General features: G+C 66.3%; 21 protein-coding genes. 4 read left to right on the plus strand and 17 right to left on the minus strand.

Annotated features, from left to right (window positions below):
• Positions 1 to 14: 14 nt before the first annotated feature.
• The 3 genes from lpdA to AAHH99_RS13495 are packed head-to-tail and all read right to left on the minus strand — an operon-like array spanning position 15 to position 4,747.
• Positions 15 to 1,409, minus strand: a complete 1,395-nt coding sequence (gene lpdA, locus AAHH99_RS13485) for a dihydrolipoyl dehydrogenase (protein ID WP_418769052.1) — start codon at positions 1,407 to 1,409, stop codon at positions 15 to 17.
• Between the two features lie 9 nt (positions 1,410 to 1,418).
• Entirely contained in the window at positions 1,419 to 4,331 is a 2,913-nt protein-coding gene (locus AAHH99_RS13490) for an RND family transporter (protein WP_418769053.1), read from the minus strand.
• On the minus strand, positions 4,328 to 4,747 hold the full coding sequence (locus AAHH99_RS13495; RefSeq protein ID WP_418769054.1) for an MmpS family transport accessory protein: 420 nt from the start codon (positions 4,745 to 4,747) through the stop codon (positions 4,328 to 4,330). Before AAHH99_RS13495 ends, AAHH99_RS13490 begins: the two co-directional genes overlap by 4 nt.
• 192 nt (positions 4,748 to 4,939) lie before the next feature.
• Here AAHH99_RS13495 and AAHH99_RS13500 point away from each other — a divergent pair, with 192 nt between their 5' ends.
• The gene (locus AAHH99_RS13500; RefSeq protein WP_418769055.1) at positions 4,940 to 5,614 is read left to right on the plus strand and encodes a TetR/AcrR family transcriptional regulator; all 675 of its coding nucleotides are present in this window, start codon (positions 4,940 to 4,942) and stop codon (positions 5,612 to 5,614) included.
• A gap of 13 nt (positions 5,615 to 5,627) precedes the next feature.
• On the opposite strand, the gene AAHH99_RS13505 is transcribed toward AAHH99_RS13500, so the two are convergent.
• From AAHH99_RS13505 to adh, 4 genes are all read right to left on the minus strand, one after another.
• A complete protein-coding gene (locus tag AAHH99_RS13505; protein WP_418769056.1) occupies positions 5,628 to 6,113 on the minus strand; it encodes a hypothetical protein in 486 nt (161 codons plus the stop codon).
• Positions 6,106 to 6,384: a putative holin gene (locus tag AAHH99_RS13510; RefSeq protein WP_418769057.1), complete on the minus strand. Its 279-nt coding sequence runs from the start codon at positions 6,382 to 6,384 to the stop codon at positions 6,106 to 6,108. Before AAHH99_RS13510 ends, AAHH99_RS13505 begins: the two co-directional genes overlap by 8 nt.
• Positions 6,385 to 6,490: 106 nt before the next feature.
• Entirely contained in the window at positions 6,491 to 6,907 is a 417-nt protein-coding gene (locus AAHH99_RS13515; RefSeq protein ID WP_418769058.1) for a DUF779 domain-containing protein, read from the minus strand.
• 110 nt (positions 6,908 to 7,017) lie between these two features.
• A complete protein-coding gene (gene adh, locus AAHH99_RS13520) occupies positions 7,018 to 8,541 on the minus strand; it encodes an aldehyde dehydrogenase (RefSeq protein ID WP_418769059.1) in 1,524 nt (507 codons plus the stop codon).
• 169 nt (positions 8,542 to 8,710) lie between these two features.
• Between adh and AAHH99_RS13525 the strand changes: the two genes are divergently transcribed.
• Positions 8,711 to 10,201: an MFS transporter gene (locus AAHH99_RS13525; protein ID WP_418769060.1), complete on the plus strand. Its 1,491-nt coding sequence runs from the start codon at positions 8,711 to 8,713 to the stop codon at positions 10,199 to 10,201.
• On the opposite strand, the gene AAHH99_RS13530 is transcribed toward AAHH99_RS13525, so the two are convergent.
• A complete protein-coding gene (locus tag AAHH99_RS13530; RefSeq protein WP_418769061.1) occupies positions 10,191 to 11,066 on the minus strand; it encodes a phytanoyl-CoA dioxygenase family protein in 876 nt (291 codons plus the stop codon). The two genes, AAHH99_RS13525 and AAHH99_RS13530, sit on opposite strands and share 11 nt — an antisense overlap.
• 237 nt (positions 11,067 to 11,303) lie before the next feature.
• Here AAHH99_RS13530 and AAHH99_RS13535 point away from each other — a divergent pair, with 237 nt between their 5' ends.
• A complete protein-coding gene (locus AAHH99_RS13535; protein WP_418769062.1) occupies positions 11,304 to 13,310 on the plus strand; it encodes a prolyl oligopeptidase family serine peptidase in 2,007 nt (668 codons plus the stop codon).
• Here the strand turns inward: AAHH99_RS13535 and AAHH99_RS13540 are convergent.
• On the minus strand, positions 13,303 to 14,550 hold the full coding sequence (locus AAHH99_RS13540) for a Dyp-type peroxidase (RefSeq protein ID WP_418769063.1): 1,248 nt from the start codon (positions 14,548 to 14,550) through the stop codon (positions 13,303 to 13,305). The genes AAHH99_RS13535 and AAHH99_RS13540 overlap by 8 nt on opposite strands.
• The gene (locus AAHH99_RS13545) at positions 14,547 to 15,479 is read right to left on the minus strand and encodes an EfeM/EfeO family lipoprotein (protein ID WP_418769064.1); all 933 of its coding nucleotides are present in this window, start codon (positions 15,477 to 15,479) and stop codon (positions 14,547 to 14,549) included. The genes AAHH99_RS13540 and AAHH99_RS13545 overlap by 4 nt, the downstream gene beginning before the upstream one ends.
• 155 nt (positions 15,480 to 15,634) lie before the next feature.
• Between AAHH99_RS13545 and AAHH99_RS13550 the strand changes: the two genes are divergently transcribed.
• Positions 15,635 to 16,549, plus strand: a complete 915-nt coding sequence (locus AAHH99_RS13550) for a crotonase/enoyl-CoA hydratase family protein (protein WP_418769065.1) — start codon at positions 15,635 to 15,637, stop codon at positions 16,547 to 16,549.
• Here AAHH99_RS13550 and AAHH99_RS13555 read toward each other — a convergent pair.
• The 7 genes from AAHH99_RS13555 to AAHH99_RS13585 all read right to left on the minus strand — a co-directional run bounded on the left by AAHH99_RS13555 (position 16,529) and on the right by AAHH99_RS13585 (position 22,155).
• On the minus strand, positions 16,529 to 17,521 hold the full coding sequence (locus AAHH99_RS13555; RefSeq protein WP_418769066.1) for a DUF2889 domain-containing protein: 993 nt from the start codon (positions 17,519 to 17,521) through the stop codon (positions 16,529 to 16,531). The two genes, AAHH99_RS13550 and AAHH99_RS13555, sit on opposite strands and share 21 nt — an antisense overlap.
• Positions 17,522 to 17,549: 28 nt before the next feature.
• On the minus strand, positions 17,550 to 18,395 hold the full coding sequence (locus AAHH99_RS13560) for a hypothetical protein (protein ID WP_418769624.1): 846 nt from the start codon (positions 18,393 to 18,395) through the stop codon (positions 17,550 to 17,552).
• An 89-nt stretch (positions 18,396 to 18,484) separates the two neighbouring features.
• A complete protein-coding gene (locus AAHH99_RS13565) occupies positions 18,485 to 20,002 on the minus strand; it encodes an aldehyde dehydrogenase family protein (RefSeq protein ID WP_418769067.1) in 1,518 nt (505 codons plus the stop codon).
• Positions 20,003 to 20,071: 69 nt separating this feature from the next.
• Positions 20,072 to 20,650, minus strand: a complete 579-nt coding sequence (locus AAHH99_RS13570) for a TetR family transcriptional regulator (RefSeq protein ID WP_418769068.1) — start codon at positions 20,648 to 20,650, stop codon at positions 20,072 to 20,074.
• 25 nt (positions 20,651 to 20,675) lie between these two features.
• Complete coding sequence (locus AAHH99_RS13575) at positions 20,676 to 21,236, minus strand: phosphoesterase PA-phosphatase (RefSeq protein WP_418769069.1); 561 nt, start codon at positions 21,234 to 21,236, stop codon at positions 20,676 to 20,678.
• Positions 21,233 to 21,748: a mycothiol transferase gene (locus tag AAHH99_RS13580; protein ID WP_064419951.1), complete on the minus strand. Its 516-nt coding sequence runs from the start codon at positions 21,746 to 21,748 to the stop codon at positions 21,233 to 21,235. The genes AAHH99_RS13575 and AAHH99_RS13580 overlap by 4 nt, the downstream gene beginning before the upstream one ends.
• A 17-nt stretch (positions 21,749 to 21,765) precedes the next feature.
• The gene (locus AAHH99_RS13585; RefSeq protein WP_418769070.1) at positions 21,766 to 22,155 is read right to left on the minus strand and encodes a VOC family protein; all 390 of its coding nucleotides are present in this window, start codon (positions 22,153 to 22,155) and stop codon (positions 21,766 to 21,768) included.
• Positions 22,156 to 22,174: the final 19 nt, after the last annotated feature.

Here is a 22,174-nt window from a genome sequence, read left to right on the forward strand (position 1 = left end):
TGTGTAGCCCCGGCTCAGAAGTTGATCATGTGGCCGAGCAGTCCGTGGAAGCATTCCTGCAGGGCCTCGGACATGGTCGGGTGCGTGTGGACGTTGCGCGCCAGTTCGGTGGCGGTGAGGTCCCACTTCTGGGCCAGCGTCAGCTCAGGCAGAAGCTCGGAGACGTCGTGGCCGATCAGGTGGCCGCCGATCAACTCGCCGTACTTGCCGTCGGCGATCAGCTTGACGAAGCCGCTGGGGTCCCCCGCACCGTGCGCCTTGGCGTTGGCGGTGAACGGAAACTTGGCGACCTTGACGTCGTAACCCTCTTCGCGGGCCTGCTCCTCGGTGAGCCCGAAGCTGGCCACCTGCGGCTGGCAGAACGTCGCGCGCGGCAGCATCCGGTAGTCCCCGAGCGGCAGAGTCTCTGCGCCTGCGATGGTTTCGGCGGCGATGACGCCCTGCGCCTCGGCGACGTGCGCCAACTGCAGCTTGCCCGTCACGTCGCCGATCGCGTAGATGTGCGGCACGCTGGTGCGCATGTAGTCATCGATGTCGATCGCCTTGCGCTCGGTGATCCCGACGCCGGTGTTGTCGAGCCCGTAGCCATCGAGGTTGGGCGCGAAACCGATTGCTTGCAGCACCTTTTCGGCTTTGATGTCCTCGGACTTGCCGTCCTTGCTGACGGACACGGTGACGTCGTCGCCGCTGTCTTTGATCGACTCGACCTTGGTGCCGGTCAGCACCTTGACGCCGAGCTTCTTGAACTGCTTCTCGATCTCCTTGGAGACGTCGGCGTCCTCGTTGGGCAGCGCGCGGGGCAGGAACTCGACGATCGTGACATCGACGCCGTAGTTCTTCATCACGTAGCCGAACTCCATGCCGATGGCACCGGCGCCGGCGATCACGATCGAGGACGGCAGCTCGCGCGTCATGATGAGTTCTTCGTAGGTGACCACGTTTTCGGACAGCGACGTGTCGGGCACCAGGCGGGTGCTGCTACCGGTGGCGATGATGATGTTGTCGAACTCGACGCTTTCGGTGCCGCCCTCGTTGAGGTCGACCTCGAGGGTGTGCTCGTCTTTGAACTTGCCGTAGCCGTGGATCTCAGTGATCTTGTTCTTCTTCATCAAGTAGTGCACGCCGGCGACGCGGCCGTCGGCGATCTTGCGGCTGCGATCGAAGGCGGCACCGTAGTCGAACGTCGCCTCGCCGTTGATGCCGAATTGCTTGGCTTCCTTGGTGAAGATGTGCGCGAGCTCCGCATTACGCAGCAGCGCTTTGGACGGGATGCACCCGACGTTGAGGCAGACGCCGCCCCAGTACTTGGGTTCGACGATGGCGGTGTTCAGTCCGAGCTGTGCGGCACGGATGGCCGCGACGTACCCGCCGGGGCCTGCTCCGAGAACGACGACGTCATAGTGGGTCACGCCCCCACACTAATGGGCATCGACGAACGGTCCGCCATGTCCCGCGGGATCACGTTGGATCGGCTGGGGCCACGGCGCCGGGCGCGGACGCCGGCGCACCTGCAGCGGCCACCAGAACCACCGTCCGAGCAGCGTGGCCACCGACGGCGTCATCAATCCTCTGATCACGAACGTGTCGAACATCAGGCCCAGCGCGATCGTCGTGCCGACCTGGCCGATGACGATCAGATCGCTGACCGCCATGGTGGCCATGGTGAACGCGAACACCAGCCCGGCGGCGGTGACGACGGGGCCGCTGCCTGCCATGGCGCGGATGGTGCCGGTGCGCAGCCCGGCGTGGACTTCCTCCTTCATCCGCGACACCAGCAGCAGGTTGTAGTCCGCGCCGACGGCCACCAGCACGATGATCGCCATCGGCAAAACCATCCAGTGCAGGGGGATGCCGATGATGTGCTGCCACAGCACCACCGACATCCCGAAGGCTGTGCCCAGGCTGAGCGCCACGGTTCCGACGATGACCAGGGCTGCAACCAGAGCCCGGGTGATGACCATCATGATGACGAGGATCAGCAGGAGCGCGGCTGTGACCGCGATCAGCAGGTCGTAATCGGCACCCTGCTGCATGTCGTCGAACATCGCCGCGGCACCGCCGACGTAGACCCAGGAACCTTCCAGCGGCGTGCCCTTGATCGCCGCGGCCGCGGCCTTCTTAAGCGGTTCGATCCGCGAAATGCCTTCCTCGGTCAGCGGATCGCCCTGGTGGATGATGGTGAACCGGACGGCGTGCCCGTCCGGCGACATCATCAGGTCCATGCCGCGGATGAAGTCGGCGTTCGTGAACGCTTCGGGCGGAACGTAGAAGGAGTCGTCGTTGAGGGCTTCGTCGAACGCCTCCCCCATCGCCGCACTGTCTTCCTGCTGCTCCATGGTCTGGTCCTGCTGCGCCTTCTGAACCTGATATTGGTTCAGCATCATCTGGCGCTGGTTCCTCATCGACTGGATCATCCCCGGCATCACCGCCGTCATCTCCAGCGTCAAATCGGCCATCCGGTTGATGTCAGGGACCATTGCCTGGAAGTCGTCGGACATGGTCGAGATGCCGTCGAGGCTGTTGAAAATGGAACGCAGCGACCAGCAGACCGGGATGTTGAAACAGTGTGGCTCCCAGTAGAAGTAGTTGCGCACAGGACGGAAGAAGTCATCGAAGTTGGCGATGTTGTCGCGCACTTCCTGCACAGTCAGCGACGTGTCGCTCATCTTGTCGGCCATACTCCGCGATACCACGGACAGTTCCCGGGTGATCGAGTTCATCTTCTCCATCGACTCGATGGTGTGGGCCATCTCGTCGGCCTGGGCCATGATGTTGTCGATGACGCCCTGCTGGTAGTCGTTGGACATGAGTTGCCCCACGCCTTGCTGCCCGATCATGTAGGGGATCGTCGTGTGTTCGATCGGCTTGCCGTCGGGCCGAGTTATCGCCTGCACCTGGGCGATTCCCTCGACATCGGCAAGGGCTTTCGCGATCTTGTCGATCATCAGGAACCCTGCCGGGTTGCGCAGGTCGCGGTCGGTCTCGACCATCAGTACGTCCGGGTTCATCCGGGCCTCGGAGAAGTGGCGGGTCGCGGCCGCGTAACCCACGTTGGCCGAGATGTCGTCGGGCAGATACAGCCGGTCGTTGTAGCTCGTGTGGTAGCTGGGCAGCGCGAGCAAGCCGACCAGGCACGCCGCGACGGCCACCACAACGAACGCACCGGGCCAGCGGACGGTCGAGGTGCCGATCCGACGCCACGCCCGCGTCGATGACTTGGCCTTGGGTTCGAGCACGCGGCCGAAGCGGCTGACCACCGAGATCAACGCGGGGCCGAACGTCAAGGCCACCACGATGCCGAACACCATCGCCGCGGCCATCGGATAGCCCATGCTCTGGAAGTAGGGCAGCCGGGTGAAGTTCAAGCAGAAGGTGGCGCCCGCGATGGTCAACCCGGACGCCGCCACGACGTGGGCGGTCCCGTGAAACATCGTGTAGTACGCCGATTCTCGGTCCTCACCGGACCGGCGGGCCTCCTGGTACCGACCGACAAGAAAGATCCCGTAGTCAACGGCGGTGGCGATGGTCAGGGTGACCACCAGGTTGGTGGCGAAGGTGGTCAGACCAAAGACATTGTGGTAACCCAGAAAAGAGATCAACCCGCGGTTGCCGAGCAATCCCATCGCGAGCATGCTGAGCAACACCAGCGTCGTGGCGATGGACCGGTAGATCAGCAACAGCATGACGACGATGACGCCGAAGGTGAGCATTTCGATCGTCCGCATGCTCTTGTCGCCGACGGCATTCTGGTCTGTCGTCGTCGCTGCCGCGCCGGTGACGTACACCCCGACACCGGGGGGTGTCGGATGCTTCGCGACGATGTCCCGCACGGCGCGCACGGACTCGTTGGCCAATCTCTCGCCTTGATCGCCGGCGATGTACACCTGCGTGTAAGCAGCCTTGCCGTCGACGCTTTGCGCTCCCGCGGCGGTGAACGAGTCAGACCAGAGGTCCTGCACATACTGCACGTGTGCGGTGTCGGCGCGCAGGTCACGCACCATCTGCTCATAGAACTCGAGCGCCTCGACGCCCAGCTTCTTCTCGCCCTCGAGCACGACCATGACTGAGCTGCTGGTGTCGTATTCCTCGAACGTGGTGCCGACGCGCTTCATCGCGATCATCGACGGCGCATCCTGTGGGCTCATCGACACCGCGCGCTGCTTGCCCACCACTTCCAACTGCGGCACCGCGGTATTCAGGAAGCCGATGATGACGACCCAGCCCACGATGATCGGCAGGGCGAACATGCGGATCAGCCGGGGAAGCCACGCACGTTTCGGCCGGGCGATGGGATTGCGGTCCGTCGGCGCGTCGTCGACCGGTGCGCTCATGCGGACTTCACCAGACAGAATGTCTGGGCGTTCACACCCTGAGCCGTCTTCTCATCCTTCAGTTCATCGTCCACGATGATGCGGCAGCCGATGGACTGGCCGTCGGTCTGGGCGATGATGTTCGGCGCTACCGACGGCGCCGTGGTCTCCAACGTCAGCGACCACGGCAGGCTCACGGTTCCGGCGCGCACAGGCTTTCCGTCGAGATCCAGATAGTTGACCACGGCGGTTCCCGAACCGAAGACCTCATAGGTGACGACCTTCGGGATGAACTTCTCCGCGGTGTCGGCGCCGATCGGCGTCTTCAGCGCGGGCTCGGCACCGAAGATGCCCCGGAAGTGCGACACCGCGAGAAAACCCGCGGTCGCGGCGATCACGATCATGACGGGGAGCCAGATGCGCGTGACGAGCCTCATGACCGTCGCTCCCCGGGGTCAGCATCAGCGCGCACGAGCAGTGCGGGAAATCGATCGACGGGCGTCAATGTTCGGGCCTTCCGGCGTTGTGACCACCCCGGGCTCAAGGGGCGCAGTGCTAGTCAGCCAAGCTAACGAACAAAGCGGACAAGGTCAATCCGCTTTACTGTGGACCGCATTACACTCGGCCGAATGGATGCGGGTGAGACAGAGTCGCCGGGGGGCTGTCGCCCCCTGCGCAAAGACGCTGAACGCAACCGCACCCGCGTTCTGCAAGCGGCCCGCGAGTTGTTCGCCTCAAAAGGCCTGGAGCCCAACCTCAATGACGTCGCCCGGTACGCAGGGGTGGGAGTGGGAACGGTGTATCGGCGGTTCGCGACCAAAGACGAACTGCTCGAAGCGATCTTCGTCGACGGCCTGGATCAGATAACCGCGTTGGCCGAAACCGCGCTCCAGCACGACGATCCGTGGGAGGGCTTCGTGTGGTTCGTCGAGCATCTGTGCGCGATGACCGCTACCGACAGGGGCTTGCGGGAGATCGCGTTCAGCAAAGCCTATGGCGGTGACCGCGTGGTGGCGGCACAGGAACGTCTTCACCCGGTGGCCGTGCGAGTCGTCATGCGAGCGCAGAACGACGGCCGCCTACGCTCGGACATCTCGCATACCGACCTGCCTCTGCTCAGCCTGCTCGCCGGAATGGTCAGCGAGTTCGCCGGACACGTCGACACCGATCTGTGGCGTCGCTACGTCGGAATCCTGTTGGACGGTATGCGTTCCCACGCCGACAACGAACCGTTGCCGGTGCGCGCGTTGGACGATCAGGGCCTCGATGCGGCGATGCGGACATGGGAGCCGACGGGCCGCTGAAACGCCTGTCGACTCAGTAGGGGATCACCCCTGCGAAACACCGAGTGGCCCACTCACAGAAGTAGAGGCCGTGCAGGACCGCTGCACCCGCGACCGCTCCGAACGGCGCGGAGATCATCGCGATCGCGAGCGCGGACACGACGGGTCTGTCGGGCACCATCGCGAGAAGCAGGCCCGCCACCGTCGCCGTGACCACGAAGACCAGTGCGACGAAGACCGGGGCCGTCTTGTCCATCGAGTGGTACCACCAGTGGTAGAGACCCCACCCCGCCAACGCGGCGAGCGCCCAGACGCCGGCGACGACGAGCACGAACATCCAGCGCTTGAGGTAGGGGTAGTTGCCGGGAACCACCACGGGCTGCGCCGGGATCGGTACCGGCTGCGACGGGTGCTCCGCCACAGCCGTCGTCCCCACCACCGCCTGGAACTCACCGGTGGTGAATGTCGGGGTGTACGGCTCCGTCGGGTCACCGGGCAGCGTTTCGGTTGTCTCAGGCACCGTGCACCGCCTGGATCGCGACCAGCACCCCGAACCACCCGGGCGCGACACCGAGCAGGAAGGCACCGGCGGTCGTCACCCAGCGCCGACCCGACACCAGGATCGCCAGCACGCCGAGTGCGGCGGGTACGCCGACGACGAGCGCCACGACGACGTCGGGCCGGATGGGCGCGTCGATCACCAGCGTGGCGGCGACCCCCAGGATCAGCCCCACTGCCGTACCGACCAGCAATGCGCTGGTCAGCACCCATGCACGGGGAAGCGGTATCACGCCTGAAAGGCTACGCGGACAACGGCTTATCCCCGCTCACCCGCCCGGCGCGTCAGGTATCGGACAGGCATCGATTGGGTTACCGACGATACGCGTTTTCCCCTAACTACGTTGTGGGCCCAGACGGTGGCGGTCGGACGCCCCGTTCGAAATCCGCCCCGGTCACAGGCGGTGTGGCGGCCAGTGCCTGCATCTCTGCCTCGGTGAACGCCCGGCCCCGGCTCAGGAACCGCACCCCTTCGGGGGCTTCGACGCTGAATCCTCCACCGCGGCCCGGGACGACGTCGATCACGAGTTGGGTGTGCTTCCACGCCTCGAACTGCGAGCCCGAGATCCACACGGGTACCCCGTCGCCGACGTCGAGCACCGCGAGCAGCACGTCGCGATCACCCACGATGAACTCCCCGTCGGGGTAACACATCGGCGACGACCCGTCGCAGCAGCCGCCGGACTGGTGGAACATCAGCGCGCCGTGCTTGTCCTGGAGCCGGGCCAGAAGGTCGGCGGCGGCCGCGGTGATCAACGCCCGCGGCGGCGTCGGCTCTTCTTCTTGTTGGGCCGAACGTGGGTTACCCGCACGCGAAAGTCCGGTTTGGTGTGCGGGTAACCCACGTTCGCGCCGATCGGGCGTCGTCAGAAAAACCCCTGCGCTTTGTTGCTGTAGGACACCAGCAGGTTCTTGGTCTGCTGGTAGTGGTCGAGCATCATCCGGTGGTTCTCCCGGCCGATGCCGGACTGCTTGTATCCGCCGAACGCGGCGTGCGCCGGATAGGCGTGGTAGCAGTTCGTCCACACCCGACCCGCCTTGATATCGCGGCCGGCGCGGTAGGCGGTATTGCCGTCGCGACTCCACACGCCCGCACCCAGCCCGTACAGGGTGTCGTTGGCAACCGCGATCGCGTCGTCGTAGTCGGTGAACGACGTGACCGCGACGACCGGACCGAAGATCTCCTCCTGGAAGATCCGCATCTTGTTGTTGCCCTCAAAGATCGTCGGCTGGACGTAGTAGCCGCCGGACAGGTCGCCGCCGAGCTCGGCGCGCTCACCTCCGGTGACGACGCGGGCGCCTTCATCTTTACCGATCGCGATGTAGGACAACACCTTTTCGAGCTGGTCGTTGGAGGCCTGCGATCCGATCATCGTCTCGGTGTCCAGCGGATCGCCCTGTCGCACGGCCTTGGTGCGGATGGCGGCCAACTCCAGGAACTCGTCGTAGATGTCGGCCTGGATCAGGCTGCGCGACGGGCACGTGCACACCTCGCCCTGGTTGAGGGCGAACATCGTGAACCCTTCGAGCGCCTTGTCCTGGTAATCGTCGGCGGCGGCCATCACGTCGGAGAAGAAGATGTTCGGGCTTTTGCCGCCGAGCTCCAGCGTGACCGGGATCAGGTTCTGCGACGCGTACTGCATGATCAGCCGGCCGGTGGTGGTCTCGCCGGTGAACGCGATCTTGGCGATGCGGTTGCTCGACGCCAGCGGCTTGCCCGCCTCGAAACCGAACCCGTTGACCACGTTGAGCACACCGGCGGGCAACAGGTCGCCGATCAGGCTCATCAGATACAGGATCGAGGCCGGCGTCTGCTCGGCCGGTTTGAGCACCACGGCGTTCCCGGCTGCCAACGCGGGGGCCAGCTTCCACGTCGCCATCAGAATCGGGAAGTTCCACGGGATGATCTGCCCGACGACGCCGAGTGGCTCGTGGAAGTGGTAGGCGACGGTGTCCTCGTCGATCTGGGACAGCGACCCCTCCTGCGCCCTGATCGCTCCGGCGAAGTAGCGGAAGTGGTCGACGGCCAGTGGCAGGTCGGCGTTGAGTGTCTCGCGGATGGGCTTGCCGTTGTCCCACGACTCCGCGAGCGCCAGCGACTCGAGGTTGGCCTCTATGCGGTCGGCGATCTTGTTGAGGATGATGGCGCGCTCCCCCGGGGGGGTCCTACCCCATGCGGTGGCCGCGCCGTGTGCGGCATCCAGGGCCGCCTCGATATCGGTTTCGTTGGATCGCGGCACCTCGCAGAACGGCTGGCCCGTCACCGGCGTCGGATTCTCGAAGTACTCCCCGGAGACCGGCGGCACCCATTCTCCGCCGATGTAGTTGCCGTAGCGCGATTCGAACGACATCAGGGCATCGGCGGCACCCGGGCGGGCGTAAACGGTCATCGTGTCCTCCTCGTTGAGACATCTGACGAGACTTGTGACGGCCGGGCGCCGCCGCGGACGGCGACGGGTCGAGGGCCGTCGGTCTATCGCATCATGGCCGATTGTGCTCGCGATCACATCGGTGCGCCAGCGTGCCCCTACTGTGCCTCGCTACGTCCACAATGGTCGCGTGAATCCGTCACCGACGGTCGGACACCGCGCGCGCGGTTCGCGGCTCTCGACAAGCTACGGATTCGTATTGCTGGCGGTGACGTTGGCGATCAGCGACTTCACGATCGCCGACGCCGTCATCCCGTCACTGGTGCGGGATCTCGGTTTGTCCGTGGCCGATCTGGGCCTGGCGTTCACGGCCTACTTCGCCGCAGCGGCGGCATTCATGGTCCTGTTCGGCAGGCTCGGTGACGTTCTGGGACGCCGCTTCCTGCTGCTCGTCTCCACCGCCCTGTTCATCGCGGGAAGCATGCTCAGCGGCATCGCCTGGGATCTCCCCTCCTTCTTCGCCGGCCGCGTGCTGTCCGGGTTGGCGTTGGCGGCGACTCTGCCGAACGGTCTCGGCGTGCTCAACACGCTGTTCGCGCAACGTGGGCCGCAGCGTGAGCGTGCTTTCGGCTTGTGGGCGGCGGCGATCGGGCTGGCGGCGGTGATAGGACCTCTTGTCGGTGGCGCGGCGGCGGCCACCGCGATCAGTTGGCGCTGGGCCTTTTTCGGATCGGCGCTACTTGGCGTGCTGGCCGCGGTAGGCATCGCCACGACCTTACCCGAGAACCCCCGCAAGCGTCTCGCCGACATCGACGTCTGGGGTGCGCTCCTGTTGGCGGCAAGTGCGGGCAGCCTTGCGCTGGCCGTGGACCTCGGGGGCGGCGGCTATGACGACCAAGTGCGCACGGCCGTCGGTCTTTTCGGTGTCACCATCGCGGCCGTTGCCGCTTTCGCCGCGGTGCAGCGCAGGCGGATCCGTCGGCGACGAGAAACCATTGCCCCACCACACCTTTTCCGGTACAGGTCTTTTCGGTTGGCCACGTTCAGCTCCGCGTTCATGTCCATCGGCGACACCGGATTCCAACTGGCCCTACCGCTGGTTTTGGGGTTCGTCCTCGGCGTGGGCCAATTGGGGGTCGGCGTCGTGCTGGCCTGCTACGGCGCGGGTGCGGTGCTCAGCGGCCCGGCAGCGGCTGCCCTTGCCCGCCGACTCGACGACCGCACGGTGGCCCGATACGCCCTTGCGGCACTGCCGCTTCTGCTGCTCGGCCTCATCCCCTTGCTCTCCTGGAAGACACCGCTGGCCACAGTGGGAGCGGTGCTGGTCGCCTACGGCGTGGCCTGGGGTGTCGCCTACGCGCGACTGGTGAGCATGTCGTACTACGAAGTGCCGGAACAGGACTCAGCTGTTGCCGGCGGCGTTCAAAGCGCGCTGCGACTTCTGGCCGGTGCCCTCGGCGCGGGGATTCTCACGGCCGTCTTCGGCGGTGTGGCCGGCCGGTCGGCGTTGGACGCGGCGGTGCCGTCGCATTCGCGACTGATGCCCTCGGCGGATACGTCCGCGCTCGCGACGGCACTCTCGACGGGAGCGCAGGCGACCATCGCGGTCGCCGCCGCCATCACGGCCGTCGCGTTGATCATCGCCTTGCGGCTGCCCGGCCAGCCGCCCGTCAGATCGTGAGCGGCCGCTCCAAGCGGTCACGAACCGAGTCGAGGAACGGATGCTCTTCGGAACCCAGGTAGTCGGCGGGCGGGCGCCAATCGATCCGGCCCATCTTCCCCGCGAACAGGCCGTAGCCGATCAGTTCGCGGAGTCGCGGGTCCAGCCGTCGCACCAACTCACGGGGGATGCTGAGCTGCTGGTTGATCTGTTGGCGCAGGAACCCCGCGCAGTAGTTGACGGTGAGGGCGGGACGCGGCTTGTTCGTCCGGTTGGCGCCGGCCGTATGCCACAGGCCGCCGTTCCACACCAGCGCGTCACCGGCGGCCATCTCCACCGGGGTGCTCGGTGGATAGGGCTCCGACGGCATCGCTGCCAGCCGGTGGGTACCCGGCACAACGCGGGTCGCACCGTTCACGTCGGTGAAGTCGCAGAGCGCGATCAACGCGTTGCAGAGCAGCGGTTGGTGTGGCCGCGGAATCGGATACATCTCGTCGTCGCAATGCAAGCGTTGCTCGACCGCCCCCGGCAGCTGGTTGCTCGTCATGAACCAGGACAGCAGACAGTCCGGACCGAGCACCCCCTCGATGATCGGCAACAACCGTGGGTTGGTCGGGAGCGCCTCGTATCGGGCACCGTGTAGCAGCAGGTTGTCGATCCGCACCCAGTCGTGATCGGCGCCGTTGAGCGCCTTCTGTCCCGGGCGGGGAAAGCCTTTGACGACGGTGTTCGAGTTGGCGATCACCGTAGGCAGTTCACGCTCGAGCCGACGCGTATCGCTCAGGTAGCCGTCGACCGCCTCGTCGTCGAGGACTCCCTTGACGACGGTGTAGCCGAGTTCTTCGATCTCACCGACGTGTCGAGCCGTCGATGAGTCGTCAGTCATCAGGACGGCAGCAGGTCGATTTCCTGCTGAACCTCTTCTTCTCGAACCTCGTCGGTGTCGACGATCTGTGGGTCGGCCATGACGACCTCCTTCACTAGGGCAAAAAGATGACCAGGTCATGATCACTCACCATGGGCGCTCGCGCGGGGCATTCGGGCAGAAAATTGACTCTTCCGCAATGGCGTCGCTCCCGGTACGGCAACACCGGCTGAACCGGTCGGGCACAGGACCGCGACAATGGGTCGCGTGGATGAGGACCCGTATCTGTGGCTCGAGGACATCACCGGTGATGTTGCGTTGGACTGGGTGCGCAAGCACAACGAGCCGACGATCACGCGCTTCGGCGGTGAGAGGTTCGAGCAGATGCGGCGAGAAGCGCTGGAGGTACTCGACACCGACGCCCGTATCCCCTACGTCCGCAGGCGGGGCGATCACCTGTACAACTTCTGGCGCGACGCGGACCACCCCCGGGGTCTGTGGCGGCGCACGACGCTGGCCAGCTACCGAAGCGAGCAGCCGGAGTGGGACGTCCTGCTCGATGTCGACGCGCTCGCCGACCAAGACGACGAGAACTGGGTGTGGGCCGGCGCCGACGTGCTCGAACCGGACTTCTCCCTCGCACTCGTCGAATTGTCCCGCGGCGGCGCCGACGCCACCATCGTCCGCGAATTCGACATGGCCACACGGCAGTTCGTCGCGGACGGTTTCGCACTTCCCGAGGCCAAGTCGAGCGTCACGTGGCAGGATCGCGATTCCGTGCTGGTCGGCACCGACTTCGGACCGGGTTCGTTGACCGACTCCGGCTATCCCCGGGTCGTGAAGCGCTGGCGGCGCGGGCAACCGCTCGCCGACGCGCAGACCCTGTTCGAGGGTGAGATCGCCGACGTCAGCGTGGGATGCGGCTACGACGCGACACCGGGATTCGAACGGCTGCTGATCACGCGGGCCTTCGACTTCTTCAACCGCGAGCGTTACGAGTTGCGCGGCGAAACGCTGATACCCATCGACGTGCCGACCGACGCCGGGATCTCCGTGCACCGCGAGTGGCTGTTGATCCGGCCACGCACAGATTGGACGGTGGGCTCGACGACGTATCGCGCCGGTTCCCTGCTTGCCGCGAGCTACCTCGAATATCTCGATGGCGCACGGAATCTGCACGTGGTGTTTGAACCCGACGAGCACTCCAGCCTCGACGACTACGCGTGGACGCGCGACCGCCTGATCCTCGTCACGCTCGTCGATGTGATCAGCCACGTCGAGCTCGTGACACCGGGAGCCTGGCAGCGAACCGAGATTGAGGGGATCCCGCCGAACACCAATACGGTATTGGTCGACGCCGACGAATACGGCGACGAGATCTTCGTCGACTCCAGCGGTTTCGACACCCCGTCGCGGCTGTTATGGGGCGTGGCCGGTGACGCCGTCGCAGAGGTCAAACGCGCGCCGTCGTTCTTCGACGCCGCCGACCTACAGGTCGAGCAGTTCTTCGTGGCCTCCGACGACGGCACCATGATCCCGTATTTCGTTGTGGGGCACCGTCACAATAAGGCGCCGGGCCCCACGCTGTTGGGCGGATACGGCGGCTTCGAGGTGGCCAACACACCGAGCTACGCCGGTGTGTTGGGCCGGTTGTGGTTGAGTCGTGGCGGCACATATGTGTTGGCGAACATCCGCGGTGGAGGGGAGTACGGGCCGACGTGGCATACGCAGGCGATGCGCGAGAACCGGCACCTGGTCTACGAGGACTTCGCCGCTGTGGCGCGCGATCTGGTGGCGCGCGGTATCACCACCGTCGAACAGCTCGGCGCGCAGGGCGGAAGCAACGGCGGCCTGTTGATGGGCGTGATGCTGACGCGGTACCCAGAACTGTTCGGCGCGTTGGTGTGCAGTGTGCCGCTACTGGACATGCGACGGTTCCACCTGCTGCTCGCAGGCGCCTCCTGGATGGCCGAGTACGGGGATCCCGACGATCCCGACGATTGGGAGTTCATCTCGAAATATTCTCCTTACCAGAATATTTCGGCAGATCGTCGGTACCCGCCCGTTTTGGTCACCACATCAACGCGCGACGACCGTGTGCATCCGGGCCATGCCCGAAAGATGACCGCGGCCCTGGAGGATGCGGGTCATCCGGTCCACTACTACGAGAACATCGAGGGCGGTCACGCGGGCGCGGCCGACAACGCCCAGACCGCGTTCCGTTCGGCGCTGATCTACGAGTTCCTGTGGTCGATGCTCAGCTGAACAGCTGATCGCCGAGGAACCGGTCGGGACCGGTGACGCCCGGCAGGATGAAGAAGAAGCCGCCGCCGACCGGAAGGATGTACTCCTCGAGCGGTTCCCCGGCGAGGCGGCGCTGCACCGTCAGGAACCCCTTCTCCAGGCTGCGCTGATAGGCGATGAAGGCCAGACCCTGATCCAGTCGGCCCGCGCCGTCGAAACCCCGGGAGTAGTTGAAGCCCCTCCGCAGGATCAGGTTCTCGTCCGTCTCCGGCGTTCGAGGGTTGGCCAACCGGATGTGGGCGGTGAGCGGAATTCGCTTGCCGTCGGGGTCTTCTGGGTAATCGGGGTCGGTGAACTCACCGCTGAGCCCGAGCGGTGCGCCGCTGACCTTGCTGCGCCCGATCAGCGCTTCCTGCTCGACGAGTTGGGTGCGGTCCCAGAACTCGACGAACATGCGGATGATGCGGATCGCCTGATACGAGCCGCCGACCGCCCACTGCGGTTCGCCGTCGTGCGGGCCGACCCAGACGTGGCGGTCCATGACGGCGCCGTCGTCGACATCGAGATTGGCCGTCCCATCTTTGAAGCCCAACAGGTTTCGCGGAGTCGCCGCCTCCGACGCCCGCCCGGCGCCGATACCCCTGGCGTATCCGTCGACCATCCACCGCATCACCAGATCGCTGCGCGTGCGGCGCATCAGCTGGCGCAGCGCGAAGATGACCGTGTCGTTGTGCCCGGCCTCGATGACGATCGACAGATCACCGTGCGACAGTTTGGGATCCAGCCGGTCGTTGGCCAGAAAGGGCATCGTGACCAGTTCCTTGGGCTTGCGATCGGCCAGCCCGAACCGGTCGTCGAACAGCGACGCACCCACGCCGACCACAACCGACAGGTTGTCCGCGGGAGGCTGTTCGCCGAGGATGCCCGAGTCGACGGGCGGGTATTCCGGGTCGCGCACCTCGGGCGGCTTGCCCGACATCAGCCCGCGGATCTCTTCGGTGAGCTCCTGGAGCGCGCGCTTGAGGCCGTCGCGATCCTTCGACAGCACGTTGAACGAGGCGATCAATCCCTGTTCGGGGATGGGCAGCGCGGCGATGCCGGTCTGATGGGCGCCCTCGAACGGGACGAGAGCCCCCGCAGGCGCAGCGGCGTCATCCTTCGAGCATCCGGCGAGGGCGGCACCGGCGCCCACCGCGGCACCCGTGCCCAACGCGCCGGTGATGAAGCCCCGGCGCGACAGACCCGAGCGGCCTTCGCTCACTTCAGTTTCAGCACTCCCGACACCTGCGACAGGTTCTCCGACAGCCCGGCGAGTTCGGCCTTGAGCTTGTCGATGACGTCCGGTGTCACGGTGACCTCGGGGCAGCGCGGCGACGGGTAGGGGTCGTTCTCGGTGCAGAACAACACCCAGCCGTCACCGCGGCGCAACGGCCGCATCGTGTCGAACACCGAGTTGAGCCCCGCTTCGATCTTGCCCAGCAAGGCCGGATCAGCTTGTACCAGAGCGGCACTCAGCGTGTTCACGGCGTCGCGGGAGCCCTGGAGGTTCGCGTCGAAGTCCCAGAGGTCGGTCTTGGAGTAGCGGTCCTCCTCGCCGGTGATCTTGCCCTCGGACACCTCTTCGATGAGCTCGGCCGCGCCGTTGGACACGTCGATCGGCTTCACCTCGACCGCCGGGAACTGCGCCTTCAGGTCGGCGACGTCCTTGTCGAGTTGGTCGGCGAATGGTGCCCCGCCCTCGGTGGTGTTCTTCTCGAACAGCAGGTATTCCAGGCGGTGCCAACCGGTGAACTTCGGGTCGTCCACGCCCGCGAAGTCGTCGACGCGGGCGTCGATCTTGCCGTCGATCTCCTCCACTAGGCCGGCGATCGGCTCGATGCGCTCCCAGGGCTGGCGCGACGGCGCGAACGCGTCCTGGGCGGCCTTCAGGTCGCCGGCGCGCACAGCGTCGGTGAAGACCTTGACCACGCGCTGGAGCTCGTCGATGTTGCTCTGCGCGTAGGCCTTGTAGTCGGCAGCCGCTTTGTCGAGTACGGCGGGATCGACTGCGGGAGCGGCGCTCGTCGTCTCGGTCGCGGTTCCAGTGGCCGACGTCGTCTCGCTGCCGGAAGACGAGCTCTCATTCGAGCATCCGGACAGGATCAGGCCGACGACGGCGATGGGAGTTGCCCAGGCAAGATACCGGTTCATTAGCACCTCGAAGTTAGGAGAGGCCGAACATAGCACTCCTAGCTGGTGAGAGGCGAGGCAAGCCTAAATCGGCGTTGCGAGCCGGGTGCTCCATCAAGCGCGAACCGCCTCCGCGCGAGACTCGGCGCCAATGCCCCCTCTGTCAAACTTGGTCCATGACGCCGCCAGAATCCGGGCCGGAGTTCGAGACCTTGCTTTATGCCGCCGAGCCACCCGTCGCCACCGTCACCCTCAACCGCCCCGACCACCTCAACACCATCGTCCCGCCGATGCCCGATGAGATCGAGAAGGCCATTGGTGTGGCCGAGCGTGATCCCGCTGTCAAGGTGATCGTGCTGCGTGGCGCCGGCCGCGCATTCTCCGGCGGCTACGACTTCGGCGGTGGCTTCGCGCACTGGGGTGATGCGATGAACACCGACGGCCGTTGGGACCCCGGCAAGGACTTCGCCATGGTCAGTGCCCGCGAAACCGGTCCGACGCAGAAGTTCATGGCGATCTGGCGGGCGTCCAAGCCGGTGATCGCCCAGGTGCACGGCTGGTGTGTGGGCGGCGCGAGCGACTACGCGCTGTGCGCTGACATCGTGATCGCCAGCGACGACGCGGTGATCGGCACTCCTTACGCCCGCATGTGGGGCGCGTACCTCACCGGCATGTGGCTGTACCGGCTGAGCCTGGCGAAGGTGAAGTGGCACTCGTTGACCGGTGAGCCGCTGACCGGAAGGGAAGCCGCCGCAGTCGAACTCATCAACGAGTCGGTGCCGTTCGAGAACCTCGAGGCCCGCGTCAAAGAGGTCGCACGCAAGCTGGCCGCGATTCCGTTGTCGCAGCTTCAGGCGCAGAAGCTGATCGTCAACCAGGCTTACGAGAACATGGGCCTGGCCTCCACCCAGACCCTCGGCGGCATCCTCGACGGGCTGATGCGCAATACCCCCGATGCGCTGTCCTTCATCGAAACCGCTGCCGCGCAGGGGGTTCGGTCCGCGGTCGAGCAGCGCGACGGCCCGTGGGGCGACTACAGCCAGGCGCCGCCGGAGAAGCGCCCCGACCCGTCACACGTCATCGAGCCCTGAACGCAACTCGAAGAGCGCGTCGAGATCGCCGATCGCACGCAGCGTGTCGTTGAGATGCGTGCACGTGCTGGTGCCGACGAACTCTCGCCGGACGCGGTCGCGAACCTCGACGAGCCTCATCCCCTGCACACGTCGCGCACTTCCGATGGCACCCGGACATTCCTGCCACGGCAGCACACGCACGTCCGCGCTGATGGCGGTGATCGTCCGCGTCGCGACATCGACCGCCCCGGCGAGCGTGTACTCGTGCACGATCGTCTCGGCCGCGTCGCCGTCGACATGGGAGTCGCGGAAGTGCGCGTCGAAGCGTGACACACCCTGCTCCGACGGGTGCAGGTCGAGGCGCCGCAATCGTCGCATGCCGTGTGCGCGGAGGGTTTCGACGGCGTGCACACCGTCGATGTCGATCGGCGGGGCCTGCGGTCCGTGCACCGAGGGGATGGTGCCGAGGCGTCGCGCGTATCCCACGAGCGACGCCTCAGGTGCGAAACCCGCGCAGATACCGGCCATGCGATCGGCGGTGCCGGGCGCCATCTTCTCCTCAGTACCCGCGACGATCGTCGCGTGCTGCAGCGCGTAACCGGAGACCAGCGCCGCACCGACCCAGTCGTCTAGCAGCAGGTGCAGCAGGGTCGAACCATGGAGCTCCGAGGGCAGTAGTTCACTGATCGTGGCGCGGAAGCCGGGACCTACTCGCTTACCGACGAGATGACCGAGCCGGTCGTCGCCCGGTACCGCCTCGATCGTCTCGATGGCCCGGTCGACCAAGCGGGCGCGCACGGCGATCTCGTCGAGCACATCCACCGCACCGTGCCGAACGACGACGTCACGCGCCCTCAGGTCGACATCGGAATCGGCGGCGCCATCGGGATGGGTGTCGATGGTGCTGGTCCGCCGCAGTGCGCCCGCCACCAGGGGTGGCCACGCCTCGACTGGCCGCTGCGGGCCCACGATGTCGGTGACGAACGGCATGGCTTGACGGTAGCAATACCGAGGTCGGCTAAACGTCGCGTCGCCGCAACCCGCCGAGCATCGCCACGAGCACGCCGAACAGCACCAGCACTCCGCCTGCGGCCAGTGTGAGGTTCAGCCAGTGGTGCAGGCTGTCCTCGGCGTGGGTCACCATCACGTCGGCGACCACTCGGATGTCCCCCGACAGCCGGTTCAACGCGTCGTTGACAAAGCGGCGCGCCACCTCCAGGCCCGCCCATCCGGCCGCACCGACGATGAGCGCGGAAACACCAAGGGCGGCAAGGGCTCTGCCGCGACTGCGAACCGCAGCAAGCGTCAACAGAGCGAACACCCCGGTGAGTATGCTCGCGCCGATGCTGACCCACGGCCCCCACGTCGACACCCGTTTGAGTTGGCCGGGCCGCCAGGAGTCGGTGATCGATACGGAGACCGGAAGCGACTCGGGGGTGGCGACGCCGACGTTGCCGAGCGTCCTGCTAAACGACTCGTCGGCGAGCATCGGGCCGAGGTCGAGAATCCACTCGTCGGTGCCCTCGACCTGCTGGGCCCCGTCGGTGAACATCCAGCGGTGACCGACGGTGTTGGCCAGGGCGAACTGTTCGGGGAACGTCGGGTTCGCGGTGTAGGCCGAAGCCACCCCGCTAATGACGGTGCTGTCGACGTCGTAGCCGTTGTCGCCCATGTACGACGCGACTTCGGTGGCCAGCACCCCCGCCATCGCCTTCTGCAGTTGCGGATCCTCGGCGGCCGACTCCGCCAGCGCGGCGTATCCGCCCTCGTCGACCACGTTGCGCTGCGCCCACATGGTGGGGACGGCGACGGCCAGCAGCGCCGTCGTGACGACCCACAAGAAGACCGTCACCACCACGCGCACGCGCATCCTCCTACCCGAAACCGCGGTTTCTGACACGAACCGTGAGAACCGCCTCAGAAGCTGGTCCCGACGCGGTGGCGGGGAGGTCGCTACTTGGCGGCCCGCTTCGGGGTGATCAGCGCCAGCTTCGTCATCAACGTGTTCATCCGCTTCAGCGCCTTGGGCGAGTTGTTGTAATAGTTGCCACCGGCGCCGACGTTGGTGCGCGGCGCTACCACCACTTCCTGGCGGCAGTACTTGCGCAGCCCGTCCGCCCCGCCGAACCGTGCACCCAGACCCGAGGTCTTCCAGCCGCCCATGGGCGCCGTCGTGCACATCAGGTTCGAGATCACGTCGTTGATGTTGACCGCACCGCAATCCAGTTCGACCGCAACGTCGTTGGCCCGCTCGATGTCCTTGGAGAACACCGCGGCACTCAACCCGTACGGGCTGTCGTTGGCCAGCCGGACCGCCTCGTCAACGCTTGCCACCTTCATGATCGGCAGAGTCGGCCCGAACGTCTCCTCCGTCATGCAAAGCATCGAGTGGTCGACGTCGACGAGGACCGTGGGCGGGTAGAAGTTGCCCTCGCTTTCGGGGCGCTTACCGCCGGTCAGCGCCCGCGCACCCTTGGCGAGCGCATCGTCGACGTGGCGGGTGGTGACGGCCACCTGCGTCTCGTCGATCAGCGAGCCGAAGTCGAAGCCGTCGCCCGCACCAATCTTCAGCTTCTCGACGTCGCGCACCACCGCGTCGACGAACTTGTCGTAGACGGATTCGAGCACGTAGACCCGCTCCACCGACACGCACGTCTGCCCGGCGTTGAAGAACGCACCCCACACCGCGGCGTGCGCGGCGAGGTCGATGTCGGCGTCCTCGAGCACGATCATCGGGTCCTTGCCGCCGAGCTCGAGGCTGACCGGGGTGAGCCGGCGAGCGGCGCGCTCCATGACCTTCGCACCCGTCGCGCTGGAGCCGGTGAACTGGATGAAGTCGGCGTTGTCGATGACGGCCTCGGACACCTCGCGGGCGCCCTGGGCCAGCGCCAGCACCTCCGGTGCACCCGAGTCCAGCCAGCCGCGCAGCAGCAGCTCGGCCGTCAGCGGCGTGCGCTCCGACGGCTTGAGCAGCACCGCGCAGCCCGCCGCCAGCGCACCGATGGCGTCCATCAGCGCGTTGGCCACCGGGTAGTTCCACGGCGCGAGGATGCCGACGACGGGACGGGGCCGGTAGTGCACCTCGATCTTCTTGATCGACAGGAACGGCAGCGGCGCAGGACGCTTCTCGGGCGCCAGCGCCTTCTCCATGGTCTTGATGTAATACGACGCGATCATGATCAGCAGCGGCACTTCCTGCGACGCGTCGACGGCCGACTTGCCGGTCTCCTTGACCAGCAGCGACTCGATCTCCTCGCGGTGGTCGCCGAGCCAGACGGCGTAGCGGGCCAGCACCTTGGCCCGGCCCTTGGCGCCGCGGGCCTCCCACTGGCGCTGGGCCTGGCGCAGGCCGGCCGCGATGCGCGGCACGTCGGCGGGGTCGGTCCATCGCACGGTGCCCGCGACGGCTCCGGTCGCGGGATTGCGGATGGTGCTGGTATCGGGCAGCTCAACGTCGGACGTCGCAGTCATGTCCCCATGCTAGCGGTCGCATGTGATCTAGATCGCAGCAGGGTTGACACGTGTCAAGTTCGCGGGCGTCTACCTCATGAGCCGGTCGAGCACCTGCAGGCTGTCCGAGATCGGGTCGCCGGGCAGTGGGGTGCCGTGCGAGGCGCTGATCAGCACCCCGACGATCGCCCCTGCCAGCACGCGTCGCTCGCGGGGGTCCGTCGGCGCGCCGAGACGTTGCGTCAGCGCGTCTTCGATCAGGCCGATCAGCCGGACATATTCGGCGTAGAGCAGGCCGGCCACCTCGGGCACGGTGTACATCAGCCGCTGCCCGATCATGGCCTCTTCGCGCTGCTCGGGGGTCAGCGAATTGAACGTGGTCTCGACGGCGTGCCGGTAGGCGTCGATGACCGACATGTCGGCGGGCGCGGCGACGAACGCGTCGATGATCGGCGGGATGTGATCGTCGGAGATCAGCACCGCCTCTTTGGTCGGGAAGTAGCGGGAGAAGGTGCGCGGTGAGATGTCGGCGGCAGCGGAGATCTGCTCGACGGTGGTGGCCTGGTAGCCCCGCTCCTGGATCAGGCGGAACGCTTCCCGCCGGATAGTCGCACGAGTTCGAAGCTTCTTTCGCTCGCGCAAGCCCAGAGGCCTATCGGACAACGCCATCAGCCAATTGTTGCACCGCGTCGAGTTAGCCAGCCGAGGCCGACGGGGAATCGCGGCCCCCGCTGCGGTCGCGTCGGGCGATGACCGCGGCGGCCCACACGACCGCCGAACCGAACAGCACACCGCCCACCACGTCGGTGAAGTAGTGAAAGGTCGCGGCGACTCCGAGCATCGCCAACGCCACGGCGAGAACCGCGGTCACCACGACCCACCACGCCGCACCGGCCACGAGGACGGCCAGCCCCCACACGATGGTGGTCGCGGTGAGATGTCCGCTCGGGTAGGCGAGCCCGCCTCCCTTCTGGCGGTCGAAGATCGGTTTGAGCACCCGGACGACCGCGATTCCGGCCAATGGCCCGACGACCGTCATCAACGCCAGCCACCAACGCCGTTGCAGGCACGCGGCGGCCAACACCACGACAGTCAGGGTGAGCAGCACGCGGGCATCCGCGATCACGGCCAGGCGCCGCACCGGGGTGTCGCCAAAACCCTGGAACCAGTCGTCGACCGGCGTCGAGGATTTGCCGACCGCCCAGCCGAGCAGCAGCATCGCCACCAGCGCGAGCGCGGGCCACCATCGGGTCACGTGATTCCGCGGATGTAGGCCGCCTGGCCGAGGTGTTGGGCGCCGTCGTCAATGATGCTCACCAGCCGCACGCTCGCCGTCACCGGTGGATCCCAGTTCTCGTCGACGACGCGGCTCAGTTCCTCTGCGGTGACCGACGCGATGTACTCCAGCGTCGCCTTGTGCACGGCGTGCGCGTAGCCGGCAAGCAGATCCGCAGGGGCGCGGACGCGGCCCACCTCCTCGGGGCTGTGCCCGTAACCCATGTCTTCGCGGGGGAGGTCGAGCCCGAACCGGTCGACCCACGCATCGCGCAACCAGACCTGCTCGGTGCCCGCGAGGTCAGCGAGCTGGACGTCTTGCTGACGGGCGCTGTGCCACACCAGCCACGCGATGCTGTTGGCGGTCGGGGTGGGACGGAAGAACGCGGTCTCGTCGGTCAGCCCGTCGGTGAGGTTCTCCACGTGCTCGCTGAGCCGGGTGAACGCGTCGCGCAGGATTTCGCGGGCCACTGCCACGCCTGAGTCAGCCATGACCTCGACGGTATACGTCAGTCCGGTGGTCGTGCCCCGTGAAAGACGGCCTCGATGTTGTTGCCGTCCGGATCGCGGACGAAGGCGCCGTAGTAACCGGGGTGGTACTCCGGCCACAGCCGCGGGGCGTGCAGCGACTTCGCGCCGGCCTGGATCGCAGCGTCGTAGAACGCCTGCACGGCATCGGTGTCGGCGGCCTCGAACGCGAAGTGCACCTCGCGGTTGGGGCCCGCCGCGTCGCCGGCATTCATGTCCGCGATCCAGAAGTCGGGCTTGCCGTCCCTGCCGTAACCGATGGCGACCCGATAGTCGAGTTGGCGGGTGTAGCCGAGCACGCCCAGGACCGTGTCGTAGAACGCCTTCGACCTTTGGAAGTCCGCGCAGTTGATTCCGAAGTGGTCGATCACGGGCTCATCGTAGATTCGA

This window comes from Mycobacterium neumannii (assembly GCF_048452905.1).
GTDB lineage: Bacteria > Actinomycetota > Actinomycetes > Mycobacteriales > Mycobacteriaceae > Mycobacterium > Mycobacterium neumannii_B.